Origin of the sequence: Micromonospora sp. NPDC050980 (assembly GCF_040653835.1) — a bacterium.
Lineage (GTDB): Bacteria > Actinomycetota > Actinomycetes > Mycobacteriales > Micromonosporaceae > Micromonospora.
Window position 1 is genome coordinate 49,143 of sequence record NZ_JBFAGS010000006.1, and the last position, 24,785, is coordinate 73,927.

At 72.8% G+C, this 24,785-nt stretch carries 24 protein-coding genes, 1 tRNA gene and 2 pseudogenes; 10 read left to right on the forward strand and 17 right to left on the reverse strand.

Annotated features, from left to right (window positions below):
* Positions 1–369 precede the first annotated feature (369 nt).
* Complete coding sequence (locus AB0H28_RS11970) at positions 370–627, forward strand: DUF3040 domain-containing protein (protein ID WP_358037553.1); 258 nt, start codon at positions 370–372, stop codon at positions 625–627.
* A 51-nt stretch (positions 628–678) separates the two neighbouring features.
* Here the strand turns inward: AB0H28_RS11970 and AB0H28_RS11975 are convergent, their stop codons facing one another.
* Positions 679–1,731: an SWIM zinc finger family protein gene (locus AB0H28_RS11975; RefSeq protein ID WP_358037556.1), complete on the reverse strand. Its 1,053-nt coding sequence runs from the start codon at positions 1,729–1,731 to the stop codon at positions 679–681.
* The gene (locus AB0H28_RS11980; RefSeq protein WP_358037559.1) at positions 1,728–5,027 is read right to left on the reverse strand and encodes a DEAD/DEAH box helicase; all 3,300 of its coding nucleotides are present in this window, start codon (positions 5,025–5,027) and stop codon (positions 1,728–1,730) included. Before AB0H28_RS11980 ends, AB0H28_RS11975 begins: the two co-directional genes overlap by 4 nt.
* A gap of 65 nt (positions 5,028–5,092) precedes the next feature.
* Between AB0H28_RS11980 and AB0H28_RS11985 the strand changes: the two genes are divergently transcribed.
* Positions 5,093–5,953, forward strand: coding sequence for a carbohydrate kinase family protein (locus AB0H28_RS11985; protein WP_358037562.1), 861 nt, complete (start codon positions 5,093–5,095; stop codon positions 5,951–5,953).
* 3 nt (positions 5,954–5,956) lie between these two features.
* On the opposite strand, the gene AB0H28_RS11990 is transcribed toward AB0H28_RS11985, so the two are convergent.
* A complete protein-coding gene (locus tag AB0H28_RS11990) occupies positions 5,957–6,478 on the reverse strand; it encodes a DinB family protein (RefSeq protein ID WP_358037564.1) in 522 nt (173 codons plus the stop codon).
* An 83-nt stretch (positions 6,479–6,561) separates the two neighbouring features.
* On the opposite strand from AB0H28_RS11990, the gene AB0H28_RS11995 reads away from it, so the two are divergent.
* Positions 6,562–6,768, forward strand: coding sequence for a hypothetical protein (locus AB0H28_RS11995; protein WP_358037567.1), 207 nt, complete (start codon positions 6,562–6,564; stop codon positions 6,766–6,768).
* 10 nt (positions 6,769–6,778) lie between these two features.
* Here the strand turns inward: AB0H28_RS11995 and AB0H28_RS12000 are convergent, their stop codons facing one another.
* Positions 6,779–7,924, reverse strand: coding sequence for a polysaccharide pyruvyl transferase family protein (locus AB0H28_RS12000; RefSeq protein ID WP_358037569.1), 1,146 nt, complete (start codon positions 7,922–7,924; stop codon positions 6,779–6,781).
* Positions 7,925–8,163: 239 nt separating this feature from the next.
* On the opposite strand from AB0H28_RS12000, the gene AB0H28_RS12005 reads away from it, so the two are divergent.
* Positions 8,164–9,102 carry a phosphotransferase gene (locus AB0H28_RS12005; RefSeq protein WP_358037571.1) on the forward strand — a complete coding sequence of 313 codons (939 nt, stop codon included), beginning with the start codon at positions 8,164–8,166 and terminating at the stop codon, positions 9,100–9,102.
* A gap of 1 nt (position 9,103) precedes the next feature.
* Here the strand turns inward: AB0H28_RS12005 and AB0H28_RS12010 are convergent, their stop codons facing one another.
* Entirely contained in the window at positions 9,104–9,292 is a 189-nt protein-coding gene (locus AB0H28_RS12010) for a DUF397 domain-containing protein (protein ID WP_358037574.1), read from the reverse strand.
* The gene (locus AB0H28_RS12015; protein ID WP_358037575.1) at positions 9,283–9,669 is read right to left on the reverse strand and encodes a Scr1 family TA system antitoxin-like transcriptional regulator; all 387 of its coding nucleotides are present in this window, start codon (positions 9,667–9,669) and stop codon (positions 9,283–9,285) included. Before AB0H28_RS12015 ends, AB0H28_RS12010 begins: the two co-directional genes overlap by 10 nt.
* A 98-nt stretch (positions 9,670–9,767) precedes the next feature.
* On the opposite strand from AB0H28_RS12015, the gene AB0H28_RS12020 reads away from it, so the two are divergent.
* Complete coding sequence (locus AB0H28_RS12020; protein WP_358037578.1) at positions 9,768–10,217, forward strand: GNAT family N-acetyltransferase; 450 nt, start codon at positions 9,768–9,770, stop codon at positions 10,215–10,217.
* Positions 10,218–10,408: 191 nt separating this feature from the next.
* Here the strand turns inward: AB0H28_RS12020 and AB0H28_RS12025 are convergent, their stop codons facing one another.
* The 3 genes and pseudogenes from AB0H28_RS12025 to AB0H28_RS12035 all read right to left on the reverse strand — a co-directional run.
* Positions 10,409–11,215 carry a permease prefix domain 1-containing protein gene (locus AB0H28_RS12025; RefSeq protein ID WP_358037581.1) on the reverse strand — a complete coding sequence of 269 codons (807 nt, stop codon included), beginning with the start codon at positions 11,213–11,215 and terminating at the stop codon, positions 10,409–10,411.
* Positions 11,212–11,544 carry a helix-turn-helix transcriptional regulator gene (locus AB0H28_RS12030; protein ID WP_358037584.1) on the reverse strand — a complete coding sequence of 111 codons (333 nt, stop codon included), beginning with the start codon at positions 11,542–11,544 and terminating at the stop codon, positions 11,212–11,214. Before AB0H28_RS12030 ends, AB0H28_RS12025 begins: the two co-directional genes overlap by 4 nt.
* A gap of 92 nt (positions 11,545–11,636) precedes the next feature.
* Positions 11,637–12,413, reverse strand: a pseudogene (locus AB0H28_RS12035) (alpha/beta fold hydrolase); the annotation flags it as partial.
* Between the two features lie 121 nt (positions 12,414–12,534).
* Between AB0H28_RS12035 and AB0H28_RS12040 the strand changes: the two are divergent.
* Positions 12,535–14,040 carry a transcriptional regulator gene (locus AB0H28_RS12040; protein ID WP_358037587.1) on the forward strand — a complete coding sequence of 502 codons (1,506 nt, stop codon included), beginning with the start codon at positions 12,535–12,537 and terminating at the stop codon, positions 14,038–14,040.
* Positions 14,041–14,059: 19 nt separating this feature from the next.
* Positions 14,060–14,428: a hypothetical protein gene (locus tag AB0H28_RS12045; RefSeq protein ID WP_358037590.1), complete on the forward strand. Its 369-nt coding sequence runs from the start codon at positions 14,060–14,062 to the stop codon at positions 14,426–14,428.
* A 14-nt stretch (positions 14,429–14,442) separates the two neighbouring features.
* Here AB0H28_RS12045 and AB0H28_RS12050 read toward each other — a convergent pair whose 3' ends face one another.
* Together AB0H28_RS12050 and AB0H28_RS12055 are read right to left on the reverse strand one after the other, a co-directional pair.
* Entirely contained in the window at positions 14,443–14,709 is a 267-nt protein-coding gene (locus tag AB0H28_RS12050) for a hypothetical protein (protein WP_358037593.1), read from the reverse strand.
* Between the two features lie 233 nt (positions 14,710–14,942).
* Positions 14,943–15,527 carry an XRE family transcriptional regulator gene (locus AB0H28_RS12055; protein ID WP_358037596.1) on the reverse strand — a complete coding sequence of 195 codons (585 nt, stop codon included), beginning with the start codon at positions 15,525–15,527 and terminating at the stop codon, positions 14,943–14,945.
* Between the two features lie 179 nt (positions 15,528–15,706).
* Here AB0H28_RS12055 and AB0H28_RS12060 point away from each other — a divergent pair, with 179 nt between their 5' ends.
* The 3 genes from AB0H28_RS12060 (at position 15,707) to AB0H28_RS12070 (ending at position 19,006) form a co-directional block, all read left to right on the forward strand.
* Positions 15,707–17,554 carry a glycoside hydrolase family 15 protein gene (locus AB0H28_RS12060; RefSeq protein WP_358037599.1) on the forward strand — a complete coding sequence of 616 codons (1,848 nt, stop codon included), beginning with the start codon at positions 15,707–15,709 and terminating at the stop codon, positions 17,552–17,554.
* A gap of 502 nt (positions 17,555–18,056) precedes the next feature.
* Entirely contained in the window at positions 18,057–18,413 is a 357-nt protein-coding gene (locus tag AB0H28_RS12065; RefSeq protein WP_358037602.1) for a hypothetical protein, read from the forward strand.
* Positions 18,410–19,006, forward strand: coding sequence for a hypothetical protein (locus tag AB0H28_RS12070; protein WP_358037605.1), 597 nt, complete (start codon positions 18,410–18,412; stop codon positions 19,004–19,006). The genes AB0H28_RS12065 and AB0H28_RS12070 overlap by 4 nt, the downstream gene beginning before the upstream one ends.
* Positions 19,007–19,167: 161 nt before the next feature.
* On the opposite strand, the gene AB0H28_RS12075 is transcribed toward AB0H28_RS12070, so the two are convergent.
* The 6 genes and pseudogenes from AB0H28_RS12075 to AB0H28_RS12100 form a co-directional block, all read right to left on the reverse strand.
* Positions 19,168–19,242: transfer RNA gene (locus AB0H28_RS12075), tRNA-Val, on the reverse strand.
* 77 nt (positions 19,243–19,319) lie between these two features.
* Positions 19,320–19,787 (reverse strand): peroxiredoxin, encoded by a 468-nt coding sequence (locus AB0H28_RS12080; protein ID WP_358037608.1) that lies wholly within the window; start codon positions 19,785–19,787, stop codon positions 19,320–19,322.
* A 10-nt stretch (positions 19,788–19,797) separates the two neighbouring features.
* The gene (locus AB0H28_RS12085; RefSeq protein WP_358037614.1) at positions 19,798–20,235 is read right to left on the reverse strand and encodes a DUF3052 domain-containing protein; all 438 of its coding nucleotides are present in this window, start codon (positions 20,233–20,235) and stop codon (positions 19,798–19,800) included.
* Positions 20,236–20,345: 110 nt separating this feature from the next.
* Positions 20,346–22,940, reverse strand: coding sequence for a thiamine pyrophosphate-dependent enzyme (locus AB0H28_RS12090; protein ID WP_358038219.1), 2,595 nt, complete (start codon positions 22,938–22,940; stop codon positions 20,346–20,348).
* 153 nt (positions 22,941–23,093) lie between these two features.
* Complete coding sequence (locus AB0H28_RS12095; RefSeq protein WP_358037618.1) at positions 23,094–23,558, reverse strand: MarR family transcriptional regulator; 465 nt, start codon at positions 23,556–23,558, stop codon at positions 23,094–23,096.
* A gap of 21 nt (positions 23,559–23,579) precedes the next feature.
* Positions 23,580–24,767 (reverse strand): annotated as a pseudogene (locus AB0H28_RS12100) (MFS transporter); the annotation flags it as partial.
* Positions 24,768–24,785: the final 18 nt, after the last annotated feature.

Below are 24,785 nucleotides of genomic sequence, written 5' to 3' on the forward strand. Positions count from 1 at the left end.
TACGGGAAAGTAGCCAGGCCGTCCCGGCAGCTCAAGGCGGACCTCGGGCGGGCTGGCGCGCACTTAAGACGGTGCTCATGACCGGCGCGCGGAGTCCGCCGTCGGGTGCGCGGCCCATCCCCGCCCCGAGCAGGGGCGACCCGGTCGCGAACCGCCCGGAGGTGAGATTTCACCCCGCCGCGACGCCGCCGGACCCGTTCCCGACATCAGACAAACTTAAGGTACGGATAAGCCTGCGCTGAGGGTGCCCGACCGGTGCGTGCCCGCCTGTCCGACCCGGCGAAACAAGCAGCAGCGGCGGCGCGTGACCCCCCGCCGATCCGGGTATGCCGCCGAACCGCTGAAGCCGTGAGGGGAAGGCACACCGCCATGCTCAGCCAAGAGGATCAGCGCAGGTTCGAACAGATCACCCGCCAGCTGCGGGAAAGTGACCCACGGTTCTTCGCCCGGCTGGACAGCCGGATCAGGGGCCGCCGGGGCCGGTACATGATGCTGATGACCATCGTGCTGTGGGCCTCGCTGCCGGCGATGACCGTGCTGGCCGGACGGTTGGCCGGCGCGATCTGCGCCGTGGTGCTGGTCGCCAACGCCGCCCTGATGTGGCGCTTCCGCCGCCGCCTCCTGTGAGTGCAAGGAGGGGCCCCCTCTTAACGCCTCCGGTAGAGGCGGGGCCCCCTTTTAACCGTTCGGTCCATGACCGAAGGCCCGGTAGGCGCGGCGGAGACGTTCGGTCAGGCCGGGGCCACCGATCTCGGGGGCGGGCGGGCCGAGTTGCCGCAGCAGCAGCTCCGGCCCGGTGTCCAGGGTGGGTGGTCGATCGGGCAGCGCCACCGGCGGGAGCCAGAACCGGTCAAGTTCCTCCGCCGGCTCGACCGCCGGCAACCCGGTCAGCGCCCGCGCCGCGCCGGTCACCGACGCCGGTCTCCCGGCCGGCGGGTCCACCGGCCCGGTCACCGCGGCCGTAGCACCGGCCGCCCCGGGCCGGGACCCGACCGCCGCCGGCCCGGCACCGACCGCCGCCGGCCCGGCACCGGCCGCCGCCGGCCCGGGCGCCACGGTCGGGCGCAGCGCTTCACCACCCCGCCCAGCCGGATCCGCCGCACCGGCCCGGACGTCGACCGCCGCCGCCTGACCGGCTCGGGCGCCGCGCAGGGTACGCAACCGGTCGAGCAGGTCACCCCGGGACCGTCCACGCCAGTGCAGCAACTGGAACGGGTCGGCGTCGAACGCCTCGGCGAGCAGGTAGAACGTGGCCGCCAGATGCTTGCACGGCACCGCGAAGTCGGGGCAGCCGCACCGCTGCGCCAACTCGCCGACCTCGGCCGGGAACAGCGGCGCGCCCGCCGCGACGAACAACTCCTCCAACTCGGCCGGCAGGTCACCGGCGAGCAGCCGGGCGCTGAAGAACGCCTGCCCGGCCAACTCCGCCTCGACCCGCCGCCACACCTTCTCCGGATACGCCGTCAGCCCGATCCGCACCGGGTACGGACGCGGCCGGGATCCCTGCACCTCGGCGGTGACGAGACCGGGTGCGACGTCCAGCCGGAGCACCTGACCCCGGCGTGCGTACGCCCGGCCACGGGTGAGCCGGGAGCCGAGCGCGAACGACTCCAGCACCTCCAGGAAGCGCCGGGACCACCAGGACCGCCCGATCGCGCCCCGGGTGCTGCGCGCCCGCAACCCGCCCTCGACGCGACGCGGCGGCCCGTAGTCGTCGAAACCCGTGCTCACTCGACCACCGCCCCGGCCTCCAACGTGAACAGCTCGCGCAGCGTGTCGGTGGACAGCTCGGTCACCCACTGCTCGTCGCTGCCCACCACCGAACGGGCCAGGTTCCGCTTGTCGGCGATCATCGCGGCCACCTTCTCCTCCACGGTGCCGGCGCAGACGAACTTGCGTACCTGCACCCGCCGGCGCTGGCCGATGCGGAACGCCCGGTCGGTGGCCTGGTCCTCGACCGCCGGGTTCCACCACCGGTCCACGTGCACGACGTGGTTGGCCGCGGTGAGGGTGAGCCCGGTGCCGCCGGCCTTGAGCGAGAGCACGAACAGCGGCGGGCCGTCCGGGGTCTGGAACCGGGTCACCATCGCGTCCCGCTCCGCCTTGCCCAGGCCGCCGTGCAGCAACAGCACCTCCCGGCCGGTACGCGCCGACAGGTGCCCGCGCAGCATCCCGCCGAACTCGGCGTACTGGGTGAAGAGCAGCGCCTTCTCCCCCGCGCCGAGCACCTCGTCGACGATCTCGTCGAGGCGTTCCAGCTTGCCCGAACGGCCGGCCAGGGCGGAGCCGTCGTGCAGCAGGTGCGCGGGATGGTTGCAGACCTGCTTGAGCCGGGTCATGGTGGCCAGCACCAGCCCTCGGCGTTCGATCCCGTCGCTGGACTCGATCTTCGTCATCATGTCGTCGACCACGGCCCGGTAGAGGGCGGCCTGCTCGGCGGTGAGGTTGCAGAGCACCTCCATCTCCAGTTTCTCCGGCAGGTCGGTGATGATCGACGGGTCGGTCTTGAGCCGGCGCAGCACGAACGGGCCGGTGATCCGGCGCAACCGCTCGGCCACCTCGGCGTCACCGTGGCGCTCGATCGGCTCGGCGAACCGCTTGCGGAAGGTGGCGGCCGGGCCGAGCAGTCCCGGGTTGGCGAACTGCATGATCGACCAGAGGTCGGCGAGGCGGTTCTCCACCGGCGTACCCGTGACCGCGACCCGGTGCCGCGCGGGCAGCGACCGGACCGCCTCGGCCTGCCTGGTCGCGGCGTTCTTGATCGCCTGCGCCTCGTCGACCACCACCCGGTGCCAGTCGACGCCGGCCAGCTCGAAGGCGTCGCGGGCGGCCACCGAGTAGGTGGTCAGCACGAGGTCCGCCGCGCGCACGGCCGCGGCGAAACCCTCGCCCCGGGCGCGCTCGGCGCCGTGATGCACGTGTACGCGCAGGCCGGGCGCGAACGTGGCGGCCTCCCGCTGCCAGTTGCCGACCAGCGACATCGGACAGACCAGCAACGTCGGCCCGGCCTCCGGCGGGTCGCCGGCGAGCAGCGCGAGCAGTTGCACGGTCTTGCCCAGCCCCATGTCGTCGGCGAGGATCCCGCCCAGCCCCAGCGACTGGAGGAAGGCCAGCCAGGCCAGCCCGCGCCGCTGGTACGGCCGCAGCGTCCCGACGAAGCCCGGTGGCGGGTCCGCCGGGGTGAGGCGCCGTTCCGCGTCACCGGCCAGCAGCTCGCCGAGCGCCCCGTCGGCGACCACGTCCAGCACCGGCAACTCGTCGCCGCGGTCCCCGCCGGAGAGCCCCATCCGCAGCAGGTTGGCCACGCTCAGCTCACCCGAGGAGCGGAGCAGCCGCAGCCCGGCCTCCAGCCGCTGCGGGTCCAGCTCCACCCACCGGCCGCGCAGCCGCACCAGCGGCGACTTCAGGTCGGCCAGCGCGGCCAGTTCCTCGGCGGTCAGCGGCTGGTCACCGAGGGCCACCTCCCAGCGGTAGTCGACGAGCGCGTCCAGCCCCAGCCCGCCGGCGGTGGCGGCGACCGCGCCCGGCGCGGTGCGGCTGCGGGCGCGCAGCCGGGCGCCCAGGCGGGACGAGGAACGTCGCCACCAGGACGGCAGCAGCACCCCGAAGCCGGCCGCGTGCAGCACCGGCGCGCCTTCGCGCAGGAACCGGTGCGCGCCGTCGGCGTCCAGCTCCATCCCCTCGGGCGCGGCGGTCCGCAGCGCCGCGTCCACCTCGGGCCAGAGCCGGCTCGCCCGGCCCAGCTCGGCCAGCAGCGTCTCCTGCGGGTCCACGCCACGGGCGGCGAGCGCGGGTGCGGGCCGCTGCCAGATCTGCCCGGCGTCGACCACCAACCCCGGCTCGTCGGCCGGGTGCAGCCCGAACTCCACCCGCCAGGTGCCGCCCTCGACCAGCTCGGCGACCGGGTCGGTGGGCGGCTCGACCAGGCGGAACGTGGCGCGTACGGTCCCGCCGGCGGCGTCGCGTTGCCAGGCGTCCAACTCGGTGCGCAGCGTCGCCAGCGCCGCCGGCTCGGCGGGGAAGGTGCGGTCCGGGCCGGTGAGCGCGGCCAGCCAGCCCGGCACCGCCCCGCCGGGCCGCATCCCCCGGTGCACTCGGGTGTCGGCCAGGGCCACCCGGGCGGCGGCATCGACGAGCGCGTCCAGCGCGTCCGCGACCAGCTCACCCGCCCCTGCGTCCCCCGCCCGCCCGGCCCAGTCGGAGCGACCGTCCCCGCCGGCGACCGCGACCCGGCCGGTCGCGCCGCTCCGGCCGGTCCCGTCGGTCGCGCCGACCCCGCCGCTCCGCCCGGTCGCGCCGGCCCCGCCGGTCGCGTCGAGCCGTTGCACCTCGGGCCGGCCGGCCGGGTCGAGCGGGCCGGTCACCGGCTGCCACTCGCGGGCGGCGCGGGCCGCCGGGGGCAGCGCCATCGCCAGGTCACGGGCCCAGGCCGCGTCAGTGCCGGTGAGCAGCGGTCGCCAAAGCGCTTGGGCAATCCCGACGTCGCCCTCTCCCACCGCCCGCACACCGCGCCTCGATCGGGCCGGCCGGTGAGAGGGGGCCCCTTCTCTACCGGAGGCGTTAACCGGGGGCCCCTCCTTACAGCTGGGGAGGAGGCGGCCACGCGCGACCAGGTCGGCGGCGAAGTCGGCCAGCTCGGCGAGGTGCCGCAGGCTCGCCCCGACCGGGTCGGGCGGGGCGGCGCGCAGCAGCGCGTAGGCGTCGTCCGGCGGGTACGCCAGGGCGGGAACCCGCCAGCCGGCGCGGCTGAGCGGGCCACGGGCCGGGTCCGCGACGGTGGCCCGGACCAGCTCCGGGGAGTCCACCGGTGAACCGGCCCGGGTGGGCAGCCCGAGCAGCACCGAGACCGGCGTGCCGGGGGTGCCGTCGAGCGCGGCGGCCAGCGTGGCGTGGTCGGCGGCGAAGGGATGCGGCCGTTCCCGTGGGGCACGACCGGGCCGGCGCGGCGCCCGGGCGGGCAGCGTGCTGTCCTCGGCCCACAGCGCGAGCCCGGCACCGGGCAGCCACAGCCCGTGGATCACCAGCACGCGCTTTCCCCCTCGACGACGCCCGGGGCCAGGATAGGCGGCCGGGCGCGGTTATCGTCGGCGCCATGGTCGACCTTCTCGTGCTCGGCGGGCTGGGCGTGGACGTCCGCGCCCGGGTGCCCGCGCTGCCGCTGCCGGCCGCCGACTCGCTGACCGTGCCCCCGGTCGAGCTGCGGATCGGCAACACCGGCGCCGGGGTGGCGCTGGCCGCGCACGCGCTCGGCCTGCGGGTGACGCTCGTCGACGTGCTGGGCGCCGACCCGGCCGGCGACGTGGTGCGGGCGGCGCTCGCGCGTACCTCGGTGCGGACCGTGCTCGTCGACGCGCCCGCCGGCACCCGGCGCTCGGTGAACCTGGTCGACCCGGCCGGCCGCCGGATGTCGCTCTACGACCCTCGTCCCTGGTCCGGTCCGGCGCCGTTCGCCGACGCCGAGTTGGCCGCGCTGGTCGCCGAGGCGGCCCACGCGCACGTGTCGATCATGGATTGGGCGCGGAATGCGCTGCCGGTGCTGCGCGGCGCGGCGTCGCTCTCCACCGACCTGCACGACTGGGACGGCGAGAACGACTACCACCGCCCGTTCGCCGAGGCCGCCGACCTGGTGTTCGTCAGCGACGTGCGGCTGGGCGAGCGGGCCGGCGCGGTGGCGACCGCGCTGGCGCCACGCACGGTGCTGGTCACCGGCGGGGCGGCCGGCGCGACGCTGCACACCGCGGACGCACCGCCGGCGCACGTGCCCGCCGCCGCCCCGCCGTCGCCGGTGGTGGACACCAACGGCGCCGGGGACGCGTTCGCCGCCGGCCTGATCGCCGCCCGGCTGCACGGGGCCACCCCGCCGGAGGCGGCCCGGTACGCCGCCCGGGTGGCCGCCGCCGCCTGCGCCCACGACGGAATGGAGTATCCGGACGGGCTGCTTCCCCGCGTCTGAGACTCAGATCGCGCCGGTCTCGCCGTCGGTCAGCTCGCGCAGGATGTCGGCGTGCCCGGCGTGCCGGGCGGTCTCCTCGATCAGGTGCACCAGCACCCAGCGCAGCGACACCTCACCGAGCTGCGGGTGCGGCACCACGTGGTCGAGGTCGAAGCGGGCGGCGATGGCCCGGGAACGGGCGCAGGCCGCCTCGTAGGCCGTGGCGAGCCCGGCGAGCGTGTCGTCGGGGCCGAGCGTGTGGCTGGCGTCGGCGTCGGCCTGGGAGGTGAGGTAGCCGTCGCCCGGCTCGGGTGCGAACAGCCGGGCGAACCAGTTGGCCTCGACCACGGTGAGGTGTTTGAGCAGCCCGGCCAGGGTGGTCAGCGAGGGCACCAGACGCCGGGCGGCGTCGGCGTCGGTGAGGCCGCGCGCCTTGCGCAGCACGGTGGCGCGGTGGAAGTCGAGGAACGCGTCGAGGATCGCCCGCTCGTCGCCCGTGCGGGCGAGGACCGGACCGAGTGTCGGGTCGATCGTCGGGGTCGTCATTCCCGGACCCTAGTCGCCGGCGAGGGCGGCCCGCTGCCCCGTTATCCGCTGCGCGCGCCCGCCGGTCGGGGCAGGATGGGCGCATGGCTTCCACGGTGCAGATCCCCCTGGTGGGCGGCGCGGCCGACGGTGACCGCGTCACGGTCGAGCTGGACAGCAACGGCCGCCCGCCGCTGACCCACCACCACCTCGGGCCGGGCGGGCTGGCGGAGGCGCAGATCTACGAGCTGGAGTCGGGTGACCGGCCGGACCACGAGTGGGTCTACACCTGGCGCGGCCCGGCGGTCTGAGCGCGCCGGCTCAGGCCACCGGGGCCAGCGCCCGGGCCCGGATGCTGTCCAGCACGCTGCGGGTCACCTGCGAGGTGCCGCGCGCCTGGTCGCAGACCTCCGCCACCCGGCGGGCGGTCTCGTCGGCCCGGGCCGATCGCTCGTCCCACAGCCGGTCCACCTCGGCCAGCAGCGGGCCCTCCACCTCCCGCTCCACGCCGCGCAGCGCCGGCACGCCGAGTCGCTGGGCCAGGTCGAACACCTTGCCGGCGTACGGCAGCGGCAGGAACGGTGTGTTCATCATGGCGGCGAAGATCAGGAAGTGCAGTCGCATGCCGACCGCGAGGTCGAAGTGGCGCATCAGGCCGAGGATCTGCGCCGGCCGGTAGTCGCCGTGCAGGATCCGGCCCCGGTCGGCGGCGATCATGTGCGACAGCACCCCGTGCGAGTGCCGGATGTCGTCGCGCTCCATCGGCACGAAGAGCACGTGCGCGTCGATGCGGTGCACCAGGAAGTCACCGATCTGGGCGAGCAGCCGGTGGTAGCCGTCGACGTCGAGGCGTTCCGCGGCCCGGCCCGGTTCGCGCACGCTCAACCCGACCAGCCGGGAACCGGCCGGTACGCCCTCCTCGCGCAGCCACTGCGCGGGGAACTCCTCCGGCTCCAGCAGGAACGCCGGGTCCCCGGTGACGGTGATCGGGTTGACCAGACCGGCCTCCTCCAGCACCATCCGGGACTCCTGGTCGCGGACGGTCACCTCGATGGCCTGCGCGAGCGTCTCCCGGACCATGCCGGTGTCCACCCCGTCGGTGAGCGGGCCGACCCCGACCGCGTAGGTGAGCAGCGGCAGGCCCCGTTCCTGGGCGACCCGGACCACGCGCAGGTAGCGCCGGGCCTCCTTGTCGTAGAGGATCCCGCCGCCGCCGAGGACGAGCAGGTCGAGCTGGTTGAGCACCTGGGAGGCGTCGACCCGGCTGACACCCTCCCACGGCACCGCCTCGACCTCGGGGTGGGCCAGCGCGGTGTGCGCCGGGTTGCGGGAGAACACGATGATCCGCGCGTTCGGCTCGTGCTGGCGCAGATCGGCCAGGAGGCCGGTGAGGATCGCCTCGTCGCCGAGGTTGCGACCGCCGTACGAGCCGAGCACGCCGATGGTCAGTCCGGTGCCGTCGGGCATCCGATGCTCCTTCCCGGGGCGTCCGGGCCAGCGTTCCCGCGGTTCGGGGTGGGGTAACCCGGTCGGAGCACCGCGCCACCAACCAGACGGGAGACCGGGGCACAAACCACCCGATCCCGAAGGAGGGGCCCCCTGTTAACGCATTTTGTATAGGAGGGGCCCCCTCTTAACATCGAGGCGTTAACAGGGGCCCTCCTTACTCGGTTGCCGGGAGGGAAGGCGACGCGCACGGTGGAACCATGAGCAGCCCGACGAAGACCCGGATCACCTGGGACGATCTGCCGGTCCGCGTGCGTGCCGCGGTGGAGAGTATCCTCGGCGACCGGGTGGTGGCGGCCGAGTCGCAGCCGGGCGGGTTCTCCCCCGGCACCGCCGACCGGGTCCGCACCGCCCGCGGCGGCCGGGCGTTCGTCAAGGCGGTCAGCCCGGCGCAGAACGACCGCAGCCCGGCCATGCACCGGGCCGAGGCGCGGATCGCCGCCGCCCTGCCCGCGACCGCGCCGACACCTCGGCTGCTCGGCAGCAAGGACGACGGTGAATGGATCGCCCTGGTCTACGCCGACGTCGAGGGGCGGCACCCGGCCACCCCGTGGCACGCCGCCGAGTTGAGCGCCGTGCTGTCCACCCTGGAGATGCTGGCCACCACGCTCACCCCGGCCCCCGCTGTCGCGACCACCACGGCGGCCGAGGCGCTCGCGTCCGACTTCGACGGCTGGCGGCGGATCGCCGAGGACCCGCCGGCCGACCTCGACCCGTGGGCCCGGGACCACCTGGGTGAGCTGTGCGCCGCCGCCGACCGGGGCCGCGCCGCCCTGGCCGGCGACACGCTCTGCCACCTCGACGTCCGCGCCGACAACCTGCTGCTCGGCCCGGACGGTACGGTCACCGTGGTCGACTGGCCTTGGGCCTGCCGCGGGCCGGCCTGGCTGGACACCCTGCTCACCGTGATCAACGTGCAGGTGTACGGCGGCCACGACCTGGACGCGCTGCTGGCCACCCGGCCGCTCACCGCGCACGTGAATCCGGCCGACGTGACCGGCGCGCTGACCGGCTTCACCGGCTTCTTCCTCGACGCCGCCCGGCAGCCACCGCCGCCCGGCATCCCCACCGTGCGGGCGTTCCAGCGCCGCCAGGGCGACGCGCTGCTGCCCTGGCTGGCCCGCCGGCTGGGCGGGTGAGTCAAACCCGCTTCGCGTACGCGACGAAGGCGCGCCAGGCGGCGGGATCGAAACCGAGCACGGGGCCGGACGGGTCCTTGCTGTCCCGCACGCCGACGATCTCGGGCAGGCCGTCCGCCACCTCGACGCACGAACCGCCGTTCGAGCCCGAGCGGGACGACTTGCGCCAGCGCGCACCCGTCAGATCCACGAGCTTGCCGCCTCCTTGATCAGGTCGAAGGACTGCCTGCGGGACAGGGCTTCCCCGCGCACCGCCTCCCAGCACGCTTCCAGGGCAGCGACGTCCTCGACCTGGTGCATCATCTGCGCCCGGATCTGGTTGTCGAGGTATGCGGCCACCGACCCGTCGGTGAGGCTCGCCAGGATGAAGCCGCCCTGAAGGGAAGGGTAGAGGCCGGCTTCCTCCGGCACCACCAGGATCTGCACGTGCGGCAGCACGGCCATCTTCACCAGGTGTGCCAACTGCTGGCCCATCAGACCGGCGTGGTTGGCGAGAGGTCGTCGAAGCACCATCACGTCGATGACGGCCACGAGCCGGCAGGGATGCTCACGGGCCTCGACCCGCACGACGGGCCGACCCCACGCGACCTGTTCGACCGGTTCGTCGGCTGGGGTCCGTACCGGCGGGGCGTGGTCGACCGCCCGGCGGATTAGGCTCGGCCACTGTGCCCGCTGAGCTGACGATCCGTGCGGCGACCCCCGACGACGACGTGGACCAGGTCTTCGACCTGCTGTGGCAGTTGGCCCCCGCCGACGATCGCCCCACCCCGGAGGCGCTCGTCGCGGCGTGGCGGGACCTGCACGCCCAGCCGGGCCGGGAACTGCTGCTGGCCCACCTCGGCGCGCGGCCGGTCGGCACGCTGGACACCCTGGTCGTGGCGAACCTGACCCACGGCGCGCGGCCGTTCATGCTGGTGGAGAACGTGGTCGTCGACCGGGCGGCCCGGCGGCGCGGGGTGGCCGGCGCGTTGATGCGGGCCGCCGTGGACCGGGCGCGCTCCGCCGGCTGCTACAAGATCCAGTTGCTCTCCCGCCGCAGCCGCGTCGAGGCGCACCGCTTCTACGAGAGCGTCGGCTTCACCCCGTCCGCCGCCGGCTACCGCCGCTACCTCTGACACCCCTCCCGTCGTCGATCTCGGAGTTCTGGCGCCTGGACGGCTCCGACTCGGGCCGGACCACGAAGGACGGACGCCCGGCGCGTCCGCTCGCCGGCGCGTGCCGGTCAGCGGCCAGATCCCCACCCGAGCGGTCGGTTCACCCCCGCCGAGCCGGTGCAGCACGCTGGCGGCATAGGGCCGCCCCTTGGTTACGCGGAGTTCGCTGGAGTAGGTGACCGTCGCATGCGTCGGCCCGCGGTCACCGCCACACCGGCCGCCAGGAGGCCGCTGACGAGGTAGCTCAGTGACCAGTCCTGGGCTGAGGTGAGAACGCCGCGGACACCGAAGGACAGCAGCACGAGGGCGGCCGGTCCGAAGCAGAGCACGACGCAGAGGAGGGCCGACGCCAGGCGTGGCGTCCAGGCCGGCGTGCCGAGTGCACTGGCACGACGCACCATCGTCAACCCGACGAGCAGCACGACACCGCCGACGGCGAAGATCAGGAACAGTCGGTCCCGCACTTCGTCCGCGCCGACGGGGATCAGGTAGAGCTGGTCGTGGTACTGGGTGGCGCAGTCCGCCACGGGCGTCGAGGGCACCCATGGTCGTTCGCACATGTTCGGCTGCCCGCCGAAGCGGCCGGTGGCGATCAGCAGTCGGACCCAGGGCCAGCCGAGCAACCAGGTGAGCACGCCGCTGATGCCGTACCACGTCATGGTCACACCGACGGCCGCCCAGACGCCGACGACAAGGCGGCGTAGGGATGCTCCTGCGCTGCCGGTGGGCACGGGAACCTGGCGAGCGAGCGCGGCGGGCGGCCCGAACCGCCGTATGGCGTCCCCTTCCGCATCCTCCTGTGCGAGTCCACGGTCGAGCCCGTCGTCGACGGCTGCCTGCAGATGACTCTCGGCTTCGGCGAGTACGCGGCGGCCGGCGGCGCCGGTGCCGGCCAGTTGGTCGAACAGCTCATCGAGATACTCCTCGACCGGTCCCTCGCCGGACCGCGCGGGGCTCATGCCGTCCCCCGCGCGGTGATCGGCCCGAGGACCGACTGCACACCGTCGACGAAGCTGCGCCACTCCCGCTGCTTGTTCACGCGGGCGAGGCGCCCTTCGCTGGTCAGCTCATAGACCCGCCGCTTTCGCGGCGTTGCCTGCTCCCATCGGCTGGCCACCAGACCCGCTCGCTCCAGCCGGTGCAGCGCCGGATAGACCGTGCCTTCCGGCAGGTCGAAGACACCCTCCGACCGGTCCCGCAGAGCGGCGATCAGGGCGTAGCCGTGCCCAGGGCCTTCCGCAGCGAGCACCGCCAGGAGCAGCAGGTCGAGGTTCCCTCTCACATCCATACCTAGATATCCTAGGCATAGCCAGCCTAGGTGTCACGCACCCTTGACGCCGACGCCTCGGCCGAGTTTTGGGACGGCGTCCCGGTCAGCCGGGGGGGGCGTGCGACGTGGGTGAGGAACGGCAGCACCGCCGCCGGCAGGGCGGGCGACGCGACCACCTCGTCGTGGGTCAGGCCGGGCAGCACGGCCAGCCGGGACGCGGGACGGCCGGCGGCCCGGCGTCCGCCGCCGAGCAGGCCGAAGAAGTCGGCCATGTGGCGCACCGGGATGGCGTCGGCGTCGGCGAAGACCAGCAGCACCGGCATCGGCAGCGCGGCCACCTCGGCCGACCAGTCGTAGTCGCGGCGCAGCAGCTCGCCGCTGCGGGCCCAGAGCGCGGGCCAGTCCTGCGGGCGGGGCGCGACCCGCGCGTACCGCTCGTGGGGTGGGGTGCCGCGCATCCGCTCGCCGGCCCGTTCGTCGTGGGCGGACATCGCGGCCAGCACGTCGGGATGCCAGCCCCGCCGCCGGAACGGGGTGGAGACCAGGACCAGGCGGCGGACCAGCGCGGGATGCTGGATCGCGGTACGCAGGGCCACCGCGCCGCCGAGCGAGTAGCCGAGCAGGTCGACCTCGGGCAGGTCGAGGTGGCGCAGCAGCGCGGCCACGTCGTCGGCCATCGACTCGAAGCGCAGCGGCCGGTCGGCGCCGGCGGTGCGGCCGTGGCCGGGCAGGTCGACCGCGATCAGCAGGCGGCGGGTGGCGAACGCCGCCCGGGTCGGAGCGAACATCTCGGTCGATCCGTAGGAGCCGTGCAGCAGGACCAGGGGCTTGCCAGCGCCGCTCTGCTCATACCAGATCCGCAGGCCGCGCATGTCCACGTAACTCATCCGCCGATCGTCGCGGAAGTCGAAGGGGGCGACCCGCATATACGCGCTATGTATACCGATCCCTCGCGGAGCGGATTGGATGGATAGGCTCGACGAAGCGCTACGGACGGAGCGACCGCGGATGACGAGGCTGTCGGGAAGGCCCGCCAACTGCCCACGCTGCGGTGGGCTGCTGGCCCGCGACAACGAGACCGGCCGCTGCGCCGCCTGCCAGAGGGCGCAGCGGGACCGGCTCGTCACATCGCCGATCGTGCCGACAAGCTTCTGGGAACACGAACCGATCCGGCGAGCCCTGACCGAACGACACCTCGGCCGGGTCATCCGCGCCTACCGCCACCACCCGTACCACGGCCGCGAACCGCTGCCGCAGCGTACGGTGGCCGGCTGGCTCGGCATCACACAGGCGCAACTCAGCCGCATCGAGAACGGCCCACCCATCGTCTATCTCGACCGCCTGGCGCACTGGTCGAAGACCCTCGGCATCCCGGCCCGCGCGCTGTGGTTCAAGCTTCCGACCTCGATGGTTGCCACCGAAGGCACACCTCCCGGATTTGGCACCGTCACGGACTGGCTGGAGCCGACGAAGATCGCGGACACTGGAGACGTGACGCGACGCGAACTGATGCGCCTTCTCACGATGGCCGGTGCCTTCATGGGCGGATCCGCCGCTCAGAGCATCGATTGGGAACGCACCGGCTCCTCGGCGGCCAGATCGGCGCAGCCGGGCCTCGGCGCCGTGCGGCAGTACGAGACGGTCAACGCCCGCCTGTGGAAGGCATACGGCGCAGCAACGTCGAAGCAGGCCGCCGCCCCGATGGTCCGTCAGCAACTCGAGATCGTGACTGACGCGCTGCGGCTGTCCAACGCTCCCGACATCCACGAGCGGCTGTGCGCCGTCCTGGCCGACCTGCTTCAGCTCACCGGGGAACTGGCCTTCGATGCCGGCAACCATGACGAGGCCGCTCGCTGCTACTCCCTCGCCGCGACCGCCTGCCGCGACGCCGAGGCGTACGACCTGTGGGCCTGCGCCATGACCCGGTACGCATACCTGAGCCTCTATCAGCAGGCGTTCTCTGACGCGAAGGCGATGCTGGACGCAGCGGCGCGACTGGCCGCAAACGGCGACAGCCAACTATCCACCAGGCAATGGGTCCAGTCGGTCCGAGCCCAGGCGCTGGCGCGTCTCGGGCAGGTTGACGAATGCCGCCGAGCACTCGACTCGGCGGAATCCGTCCGCTCGTTGACCGGCGAGGTGCACAACGGCGGGTGGCTGCGCTTCGACGGGTCACGAACAACCGAGGAACGTGGCAGCTGCTACGTAGCACTGGGACGGCCAGACCTCGCCGAGCCTGTGCTCATGGAGGCCGTCAGCCAGGGCCTGTCGGTGCGCCGACGCGGGATCGTCATGACCGATCTCGCGCTGGTCGGCGTCCAGCGTGGCGACGTCTACCAGGCCGTACACTTCGGCGCCGCCGCCCTGGACGCCGAGCGACAGAGCCGATCCGGCCTACTCAAACAGCGGCTCCTGGACCTGCGGGCGGAGCTGAAACCGTTCGGCGGCGACCACCACGTGCGCCACCTGACCCAGCAGATCACCGCCGCTGTCACGACCCCGGTCGCCGGCTGAAAACATGAGGAGCAGGCAGATGACCGTCGAAGCAGGTCAGGTCTTCCGGGATGCATGGATCGCCGGGGTCCGGGCCCACCATCCCGGCGAGCCCAAGCCCGGCCACGTCACGCCCTGGGAGGCGACGGCCGATTGGGAGCGAGCCAGCGCCGCCGCCGTGTACGAGCAGGTCGTCGCCTTTCTGGCAGCCACGGACGGCGCTGCGCGGCTGCTGAACCGGGAGCAGAAGGGGCGCTTCGTCGCGCTGTGCTGGATCGGTCAGATCCACAAGCACTTCCCGAATCCCAAACCGTCGTACGTCGCGGACTGGGCCGACCTGCCACGCTGGCAGCAGGAGACCGACGCCGACATCTTCGAGAGCATCGAGGAACGAAGCGCACCCATCTAGCCCGGAGGGCGTATTCAGCTCACGCCGGTGATCAGGGCGGTGACGCCGGCGACCGGCGCGATGCCGAGCAGGTTGCCGTCGGCGTCCGGCGCGGTGCCGATGATCAGGGGGTTCAGCACCACGATGTAGGCCATCGTGGCGAACATGGCGAGCCCGGCGAGCACCTCGCGTCGCACGGTCGAGCCGCGCCGGGTGATTTCGAAGTAGCTGTCGAGGCGGCCGTGTGGGGCGGGTTCCGCCGGCTCCACCGGGGCGGCGGGATCCCGCGTGGACACGCTCATGGCGTGGCGTACTCCGTTCCGGGTTGGCCCGCCGGTCGCGCCGGACGGGCGGTGGGGTGCAGCCGTCCCGTTGCGGTTGGCCCGGAGAACGTCGGAACGGCTGGGCTCCACGGACACCGTGAAGCACTACGAAGCCGCGTCCCGGTGACCGGGAGACGACTTCGCGGGGCCCACCCCTAACCAGCCCCGGTAACCCGAGCTGAGCAGGCGCTGTGTGCCAGGTGTGTGCAGGATCACTCCCGTTCGCGGGGGCGGGCGCGCAGGTGGGCCCGTTCGCCCTGGCTGCCGAAGAGGCTGAGGAACTCCACCCCGTCGGCGTCGGCGCGGCCGAAACAGTGCGGCACCCGGGTGTCGAACTCGGCCGCCTCCCCCGGGGCGAGCACCAGGTCGTGCTCGCCGAGCACCAGCCGCAACCGGCCGTTGAGCACGTAGACCCACTCGTACCCCTCGTGGGTCTTCGGTTCGGGCTCGGCCCGGCCGCCGGCCGGGATGATCAGCTTGTAGGCCTGGATGCCGCCGGGCCGTCGGGTGAGCGGCAGCATGGTCATCCCGTGCGCGGCGACCGGCCGCAGGTGGATTCGCGGGTCGCCGGTGGGCGGCGCGCCGACCAACTCGTCCAGGGTGACGCCGTGCGCCTTGGCCAGCGGGAGCAGCAGTTCGAGGGTGGGCCGCCGGCCGCCCGACTCCAGCCGGGACAGCGTGCTCACCGAGATGCCGGTGGCGGCGGACAGGTCGGCGAGCGTGGTCTCCCGCTCGCGGCGCAGCGCGCGCAGGCGGGGGCCGACCGCGTCGAGGGCCCGGTCGAGGTCATCGTCCATACCATCATTTTGCCACAACAGCAAGGAGATTTGCGATTCTGTCGTCAGCCGAGGAGACCCGCCGGGTGGGCGCGGCGCGCGGGGCGCGCGGCCGGGTGGCTGACCGCGAATCGGGCCTGACGCGACAATTCTTCCCCTAGGTTGGGATGCGCAGGAGGCAGTTGACACCGGGGGGCGACGTGGATAGCTATCCGGCGATCGAGGATCACGGGCTCATCGGCGACCTGCAGACCGCCGCGCTGGTGACCTGCGACGGGACGATCGACTGGTTCTGCGCGCCGCGCTTCGACTCGCCGAGCATCTTCGCCGCGCTGCTGGACCGGGAGAAGGGCGGCTACTTCCGCATCGCGCCGCACGAGGTACGGTACGTGACCAAGCAGCTCTACCTGCCCGGCACGCCGATCCTGATCACCCGGTTCATCAGCGCCGACGGCGTCGCCGAGGTGATGGACTTCATGCCGGTCACCGGCGAGCGGGTCACCGACTCGCACCGCCTGGTCCGCATGGTCAACATGGTGCGCGGCAGCATGCGCTTCCGGGTGGAGTGCCGGCCCCGGTTCGACTACGCCCGGCAGGAGCACAAGCTGGAGCGCCACCGCAACGGGTACGTCTTCCGCGCCCGGTCGGCGGCGCTCACCTTCCACCCGGTCGACCCGGTGCGGCGGCTCATCTCCGAGACCGGCGACGTCCACCTGGACAACGGCGACCTGGTCGCCTACGGCACGCTGAACGAGGGCGACACCGGCGGGGTGGTGCTGGAGACGGGCGGCATCGAGCCGCGCGTCATCCCGCCGGAAGAGGTCCAGGGCATGTTCGAGTGGACCCGGGACTACTGGCGCCGCTGGGTCGAACGGTCCCGCTACACCGGCCGGTGGCGGGAGATGGTGGAACGCTCGGCGATCACGCTGAAACTCATGACGTACGCGCCGACCGGCGCGATGATCGCCGCGCCCACCGCCGCGCTGCCCGAGCTGGTCGGCGGGACCCGCAACTGGGACTACCGCTACACCTGGGTACGCGACACCTCGTTCTCCGTCCACGCGCTGCTCGGCCTCGGCTTCACCGAGGAGGTCAGCAGCTACATGGACTGGCTGGACGAGCGGATCCGCGAGGCCGGCGACCACCAGGACCCGCTGAAGATCATGTATCGGGTGGACGGCTCCTCCGACCTGCACGAGGAGGTGCTCGACCACCTGGAGGGCTACCGCGGCTCCAGCCCGGTGCGGATCGGCAACGGCGCCGCCGACCAACTCCAGCTCGACATCCACGGCGAGGCGCTCTACGCCATGCACCTCGCCGACGAGCAGGGCATCCGGGTGTCGCACCAGGTGTGGAAGAGCACCGTCCGGCTGGTCGACTGGCTCTGCCACAACTGGGACCAGCCCGACGCCGGCATCTGGGAGAGCCGCCACCACCCCCGCAACTACACGTTCGGCCGGGTGATGTCCTGGGTGGCGCTGGACCGGGCCATCCGCCTCGCCACCCGCACCGGCCGGCCCGGCGACATGAGCTGCTGGGTCGAGCAACGCAACCGGATCTACAACCAGGTCATGGCCCGCGGCTACCACCGGGATCGCGCCAGCTTCGTGCAGGCGTACGACGAGGGCGTGCTGGACGCCGCGCTGCTGGCCATGCCGGCGGTCGGCTTCGTCACGCCCAGCGACCCCCTCTGGCAGTCCACCCTGGCCTCGATCGAGCGGGACCTGGTCTCCGACAGCCTGGTCCACCGCTACGACCCGGTGCACTCCCCCGACGGCCTGCCCGGCCACGAAGGCACGTTCAACATGTGCACGTTCTGGTACGTGGAGGCGCTGGCCCGCACCGGCCGGCTGGACGACGCCCGGCTCACCTTCGAGAAGATGTTCACCTTCAGCAACCACCTCGGCCTGTACGCCGAGGAGATCGCCGCGACCGGTGAGCAGATCGGCAACTACCCGCAGGCGTTCAGCCACCTCTCACTGATCAACTCGGCGCTGGCGCTGAACGACCTGCTCGACGCCGAGGCCGACGCGCGCCGCCGCCAGTAGCGCCGGCCGAGCGCGTCGAGGCGGTGCTGCGTGCCCACCCGGAAACCGTCGCCGAACCCCGCTATCGGCCGTGCACGGTGTTGGCGGGCGCGGCCAAGGAACGGGCGATAGATCAACCGAACCGTGTTCACCATAGCGTCAAGTTGACGCGCCGGATCGGGGATGTGGATCTTCCTCACATGGCGCTACTCTCATCTATGCGCACCTGGCCAGGCTTTCCTTCTGCTTCCACCGAGGACAAGGGCCACTCCCGCCACGAGGGCACACCCAACTCGTTACTGATGACGAGGCCAGCGGCACATGAGCAAGGACGAGGAACGTGAACCTCGTAGTTGAGACTCGCGACGGTCGGGTACCCGACACATTGATGAACGGGGCAAGTGCGAAGGGGTACCCCTCCGCTACGCTCCGCTTCATGCCCCAAGCTCCGTCGCCTCGCCGCGCCTCGAAGACGACCCCGCGGACGCGCCAGAGATCGCAGCCCTCCAAGCAGGACATGGCGATGGAGGCCATGCGGCTTAAGTACCAATTAGTCGTTCGATTGATTGACGGGCTCAGGGTGGGAGCTTGGATCATCTCATCGTTCGTTCCGCTTACAGCTATCGAGAAGATTTCACGCAACATCGCGGGCAAGCAAACCAACTTTTCAGCCTCGGTCAGCGTGAGTATCGCCATCTCAATTCTTTTGTCAGTCGGCTGGGCCATCACCGCTCGGCGAAGCCACGAGCGGAAGAGAGAAGTCGACCGCCTGCGCTCAAGAAACGACAAGCTTGAACACCGCTTCCTGCCCCGGCCACAGGCGCCTACGGCCGATTCCATGAATCAGCCAGACCCCGCCCCCGAGGAGACGTCACGATGAACGCAGCGTCGAGCCTCATGTTTGCGCTACTGCTTATAGCGGCATTCCTGCCCCTTGGACTCGTCCTCCAGTACTCGAACTGGCAACACAGCAGATACCGTAACCGGCTCTGGAACATCAGAGACTCGCTCGTTGACGAACTACTGGGGGAGAATATCGAGTTCAGCAGTGGCGCTCAAGTGCTCCTGCACGTAATCGAAACTCACATCAGGAATACGCGACGGCACACCTTCACCGATGTGATGGTGGCGGTATTCCTGCTGCGCAAAGTCGAGCTTCCGCCAATCACCGATCTGATGTTGAACCACGCGGTTCGGCCCGAAGATCGGAGAGTGCTGATGAGATACTTCATCGATTTCCGTGAGGCGAACTTCTCATATCTGAAACGCAGCTCTCCGTCTGGTTGGCTAATCGGACTCCGACTGCGGATAAACGCATCCCGGCGCAGGTCGAACCGTAACCGGGAGCAGCCCAGCCCTGCCCTTCGCCAGCAGGTCGAGAGCGCGGAACTGCGAGCCATCCCAGAGCTTGCACCCCCTGCCCGGAAGATTCGCAGAGGGCCTTTGATCGATGACTCGGTGAGCCTGGCTTAGGCAGAACCTCGTGCCCTCCCACCCGACATCTACCACCGGCCAGGGAGGGCGCGGTGGTTCTGGTCGGACGCCAAGCGCTCCGCAAGCTTGACGACGGCCGTCGTGACCGACGTTGCTGTCAGCGGAGCTCTCGACCTTCGTAAGCGCTCCGCGCTGGTGGGTGGTGGGCGCGGCAGGTTTCGAACCTGCGACCCCTCGCTTGTAAGGCGAGTGCTCTCCCACTGAGCTACGCGCCCGGAACGCCCGTACGGCGGGCCGGAGCGGCAAGCTTACCTGCCGGCCTCCGGCCCGGTCGAACGTGTTCGGAGTGGGATCAGCCGGCGACGGCCTCGGCCAGCGCCTTGCGCCAGCCCTGCTGGTCGCGCGCCTCGCCGGGCATGTTCATCTCGGCGAAGCGGACCGCGCCGGTCTTGTCGATGACGAAGGTGCCCCGGTTGGCGATGCCGGCGACCTCGTTGAAGACGCCGTACGCTTGGGCCACCGCGCCGTGCGGCCAGAAGTCGGCCAGCAGCGGGAACTGGTAGCCCTCCCGGTCGGCCCAGATCTTGTGGGCGTAGACCGAGTCGACGCTGATGGTCAGCACCTGGACGTCGTCGTTGACGTATTCGTTGAGGTTGTCCCGCACCTCGCACAGTTCACCCTGGCAAATGCCGGTGAAGGCGAGCGGGTAGAAGACCAGCAGGACGGTCTTGCGACCGCGGAAGTCCGAGAGCCGGACCTCCTGGTTGTTCTGGTCCTTGAGCAGGAAGTCCGGCGCCTCGGCGCCAACCTCGATCGGCATGCGTGCGCTCCTACTTCTTGCTCTTGGAGCCGCGCCGCATCACGAGGCGGGCCCCGCTCCAGTCGCGGCCGGCGTTGATGGTGGAGGTCTGCTGGAGCCCGGCGGTCTGCGCGCTCTCGGCGACCTCGCTCGGCTCGACGTGACCGTCCCGGCCGGCCTTCGGCGTCAGGAGCCAGACCACGCCGTTGTCCGCCAGCGGCCCGAGGGCGTCCACGAGGAGCTCGAAGAGGTCACCGTCGCCGTCGCGGTGCCAGACCAGAACCGCGTCGACCACCTCGTCGGTGTCCTCGTCGACAAGTTCTCCACAGCGGTCGGTCAGGGCGTCGCGAAGATCGGTGTCGACGTCGTCGTCGTAGCCCATCTCCATGACGACCATGCCCGGCTCGATCCCGAACCGGTCCGCCAGGCTGCGTACCCCGTCGGCGGCCTGACCAGCGGTCGCGCTCACTGTCGCGTGCCTCCTCGTCTCATCCCTGCTCCGGCGTCGTGCGACGCCGTGGTGCCCAGTCCACACAGTTGCGGCTCGCTGCGCAAGTGGCGCACCGGGTGGAACGGAATTTACCGTGCCAGCAGCGTACGGGCACCCTGGGTGATGGCTTCCTCGGACACCAGAACCTGATGGGCGGCCGGACCTAATGGTACAAAAGAGTCGAGAGCGGCCACCCGTCGTGCCGCACCGACGTAACCGGCGTCGACAAGCGCGGAGAGCACCCCCTCACCCACCCCGCCGGACCGCCGCGTCTCGTCCACCACCAGCACCCGGCCGGTCGCCGAGGCTTCCCGGATGAGATCCGCCACCGGCAGCGGGGCGAGCCACCGCAGATCCAGCACCCGACTGCCGATCCCCTCGTCGGCAAGCGTCGCCGCCGCGCGCAGCGACATCCGCACCCCGTTGCCGAAGGTGACGATGGTGAGGTCCTCGGCGGAACCGACCCCGTAGACCCGGGCCCGGCCGATCGGCACGTGCCGGTCCGCCCAGGCGCCCGGCTCGGCGTACTCGGCCAGCCACTCGCCGTCGCCCTCGGCGTAGAGGTCGCGGGAGTGGTAGAGCGCGATCGGCTCCAGGAAGACCGAGACCGTGCCGTCCACCCGGGCCGCCGCCAGGCAGGTACGCAGCATCGGCGCCGCGTCGTCCGGCCGGGCCGGCGCCGCGACCACCAGCCCCGGCACGTCGCGCAGCACCGCCACCGAGTTGTCGTTGTGGAAGTGCCCGCCGAAGCCCTCCTGATAGGCCAGGCCGGCCACCCGCACCACCATCGGGTTGCGGAACGCGCCCCGGGAGAAGAACCGCATGGTGGCCGCCTCGCCCCGGAGCTGGTCCTCCGCGTTGTGCAGGTAGGCCAGATACTGGATCTCCGGCACCGGCAGCATGCCGGCCAGCCCGGCGCCGAGCCCGAGCCCGAGGATCGAGGTCTCGTCGAGCAGCGTGTCGAACACCCGCGCCGCCCCGAACTTCTCCCGCAGCCCCTTCGTCACCCCGTACACCCCGCCCTTGGCGGCCACGTCCTCCCCGAACACGGCCATCCGCGGGTGGTCGAGCATGCCGTCGGCCAACGCCGCGTTGATGCTCTGCGCCAGCGTCAGCGGCCCGGTCAGCTCCGGCGGCTTGCCGCCGAACGCCTCGGCGCGAGCCCCGGCGCCGGGACCCGCCGCGTGCGCCGCCGAATCGGCGACCGCCCGGGACACCCGCACCGGCCGGCGCGGCGCCAGCTCCGCCACCACCTCGACCGGCGACGCCAGCTTCGGCTCGTCGAGCACCTCCTCGGCGATCCGGCGGAGCTGCCAGCCCCGCTCGTCGTACCGGGCGAGCAGTTCCGCCCCGTCGGCGTAGCCGGCCGCCACCAGCCGGCGGGCGGTGACCAGCAGCGGGTCCCGCGCCACGTCCGCGGCGATCTCCGCCGAACTCCGGTAGGCGGTCTCCGCGTCCGCCCCGGCGTGCCCCATCAGCCGGACCGTGCTCAGGTGCAGCACGGCGGGCCGGCGGTGCCGGCGCACCCAGGCCGCCGCCTCCGCCGCCACCCGGTAGGTCTCGACCACGTCCGTGCCGTCGGCGGCGAAGTAGCGGATACCGGGCCGGGACCGCAGCGCGGCGGCCACCCACCCCTCGGGTGAGCGCACGCTGATGCCCAGCCCGTTGTCCTCGCAGACGAACAGGACCGGGATCCGCAGGCCGGTGTGGTCGTACCAGCCGGCGGTGTTGAGCGCGGCGGTGGCCGTGGCGTGGTTGACCGAGGCGTCGCCGAACGAGCAGACCACCACGGCGTCCGGCGGCCAGGCCGCCGCCTCCGCGTCGCCCCCGGCGCGGCGCAGCCGCTCCAGGGCCAGCCCCAGCCCGACCGCCCGGGGCAGGTGCGAGGCGATGGTGGAGGTGGTCGGCACGACCGCGAGGTCGGCCCGACCGAAGACCTTGTGCCGGCCGCCGGCGATCGGTTCCGCGGCGGAGGCGACCATGCCCCGCAGCACGTCGCGCGCCGCCGCCGCGTAGGCGTCGTCGAGCGACGGCAACGGCAGATCGGGTACGCCGACCGTGGCGTCGCCGTCCGCGTCCACGGTCACCCCGGCCCCGACCGGCAGCGGCGCCGCCTCGCCGGCCGCCCGGTCCGGCGAACCAGCCTCCTCGACACCCACCCGCTCCGGCGAGTCAGCCCTTCCGACGCCGACGCCGACGCCGACGCCCAACCCGGCCCCCGCGTCCCGCCCGCCAGCCGCGCCCGGCCCGGGGCACGCCGGAGGCCCGGCCCCGGCATCCCGCCGGGCCGCCCCGTCCTCGTCCTGTCCTTCGGAGCGTTGTTCTCGGGAAGTGGACGGGGCATGCGGGTCGACGGCGTCCTGCCGGGCCGGCGAGCCGTCCGGCGGCGGGGCGGACGGGAAGGCGCCGGCCGCCTGGGCGGCGCGCAGGCAGTAGAACGCCCCGGACCGGTAGTGCAGCAGCGCCGGGTCGGTCGGGCGCAGCGCGGCGGCCACCGCCGCGTCGCCCTCGTGGCCGGCCGAGCCGATCGTGTAGTACCCCTCGCCGAAGCCGCGCAGCCAGCGGCCGGCCAGGTCGAGCAGCCGGCTGGTGAGCTGCGCGTCGAACAGGGCCAACACCTGCGCCCCGGTCAGCGACCCGCCGTCGGGCAGCGGTTCACCGTCGGGCAGCGACCCGCCGGGCAGCGGTTCGTCGAGGTCGCGCCGCCGCTCCGGCACGCCGAGCGCGGCCAGGTCGGCGCGGAGCCGGTCGTCGAGATCGTGCGGGGTGGTCACGTCGGACAGCATTACCGACTCGGGCCCGCCTCGCCCAGTCGGACACGTACTGCCCGGCGTGGCTCAGACCTCGCCGCACTCCTCGGGGCAGCCGCCGTCGGACACCTTCCAGACCAGCTCACGCAGCGCGGCCAGCTCGGCGGTGGTCAGCCCGTCGAGGAGTCGGGAGTCCGACATCACCCGTCCCACCCGGTCCCGGACCTCGCGTCCCCGCCCGGTCACCACCAGCGTCTTCTGCCGGCGGTCGGCCGGGTCGACCCGCCGCTCCACCAGCCCGGCCTGCTCCAGCCGGTCGGCCAGGCCGGTGACGTTGGACCGGTCGCAGCCCAACTGCTCGGCGAGGTCGCGGGCCGGCAGGGGGTGGTCCGGGTCCAACTCGTGCAGGGCCCGGGCGGCGGCCGGGGTGAGCCCCAAAGCGGCGATCGCCTCGTCCTGGTGGTGCCGCAGCGCGGCGGCGACGTGCAGGATCCGGCGCACGGTGTCCCCGGCCAGGCCGGTGCCGTCGTCGGGAGACGGGGATGGCGCCATGCCCCGATCGTACGTGACCGATCAACAATTGACCTGATCCACCATGTGCTCCGGCGCAACCGTCCGGAACGGCCGCAGCGCCCGGCGCGCGGCCACCGCACCAACCAGCAGCAACCCGGCGGTGACGGCCGCCGGCGGGAGGGCTGACGCGGTCCCCCGCAGGCCGGCGGCCGACGCCAGGTGGACACCGCCGATCACGGTCACCCCGAGCACGGCGGCGAGCAGCGTACCGGTGGAGACGACCGCCGACAGCGCAGCCGCCGCGCTCGTCGGCACGGCGTCGGTGAGCCGGCTGACCAGCGGGCTGAACGCCGCCGCGTGCGCCGCGCCGCCGAGCAGCAGCAACGCGCTGCCGGCCAACCACGGCCAGGCCCCGGCGGAGAGCGCGGCGAGGAGCACCACCACCGCGGCCAACACCGGCGGCCCGGCGACCGGGAGGACCGCACGGGCCGCCTCCGGAAGGCGCGCCACCGACAGACCGCACAGGGCGAAACCCGCGGCGTACGGGAGGAACGCCAGCCCGGCGGCGAGCGGGCTGAGGCCCAGCGCGCCCTGCGCCCGCAGCGTGAACACGAACAGGAAGCCGGCGTAGCAGCCCATCACCACGCAGCAGGCGAGCAGTCCGGCCGCAACGCCGGGGTGACGCAGCACGGTCACGTCCAGCAGTGGGGTTCCGCCTCGACGGGCCCGCCGCTGCTCGTACCCGAGGAAGAGCCACAGCCCGACGGCGCCGGCGGCGACCGCGACGGCGCGGACCCCGGTGGCCGTGTCCAACACCAGCGGCAGCACCAGGGTGAGCATCGCCACGGCCAGCAGCGCGGCGCCGGTCAGGTCGAGCGGTTCCCGCCGGGGCGGCGTGGCCGGCGGGCCGGCCAGCACCCGCCGGCCGACGATCTGGAGGACCAGCCCGACCGGCACGTTGACCAGGAACGCCAGCCGCCAGGTGAGGCCGCCGAGGTCGAGCGTGACGAGGAGCCCGCCGACGATCTGACCGGCGGCGACGCCGAGGGCGAGCACCATCGAGTACGCCCCGATCGCGCGCGCCCGGGCCGCGTCCGGCAGCGCGGCTCGGATCAGCGCGAGCACCTGCGGCACCATCAGCGCGCCCGCCGCGCCCTGGGCCACCCGGGCGAGCACCAGCGTGACCGGCGTCGGGGCCAGACCGCAGGCCAGCGAGGTGAGCGTGAAGCCGGCCAGGCCGAGCAGGAAGACCCGGTGGCGGTCCGG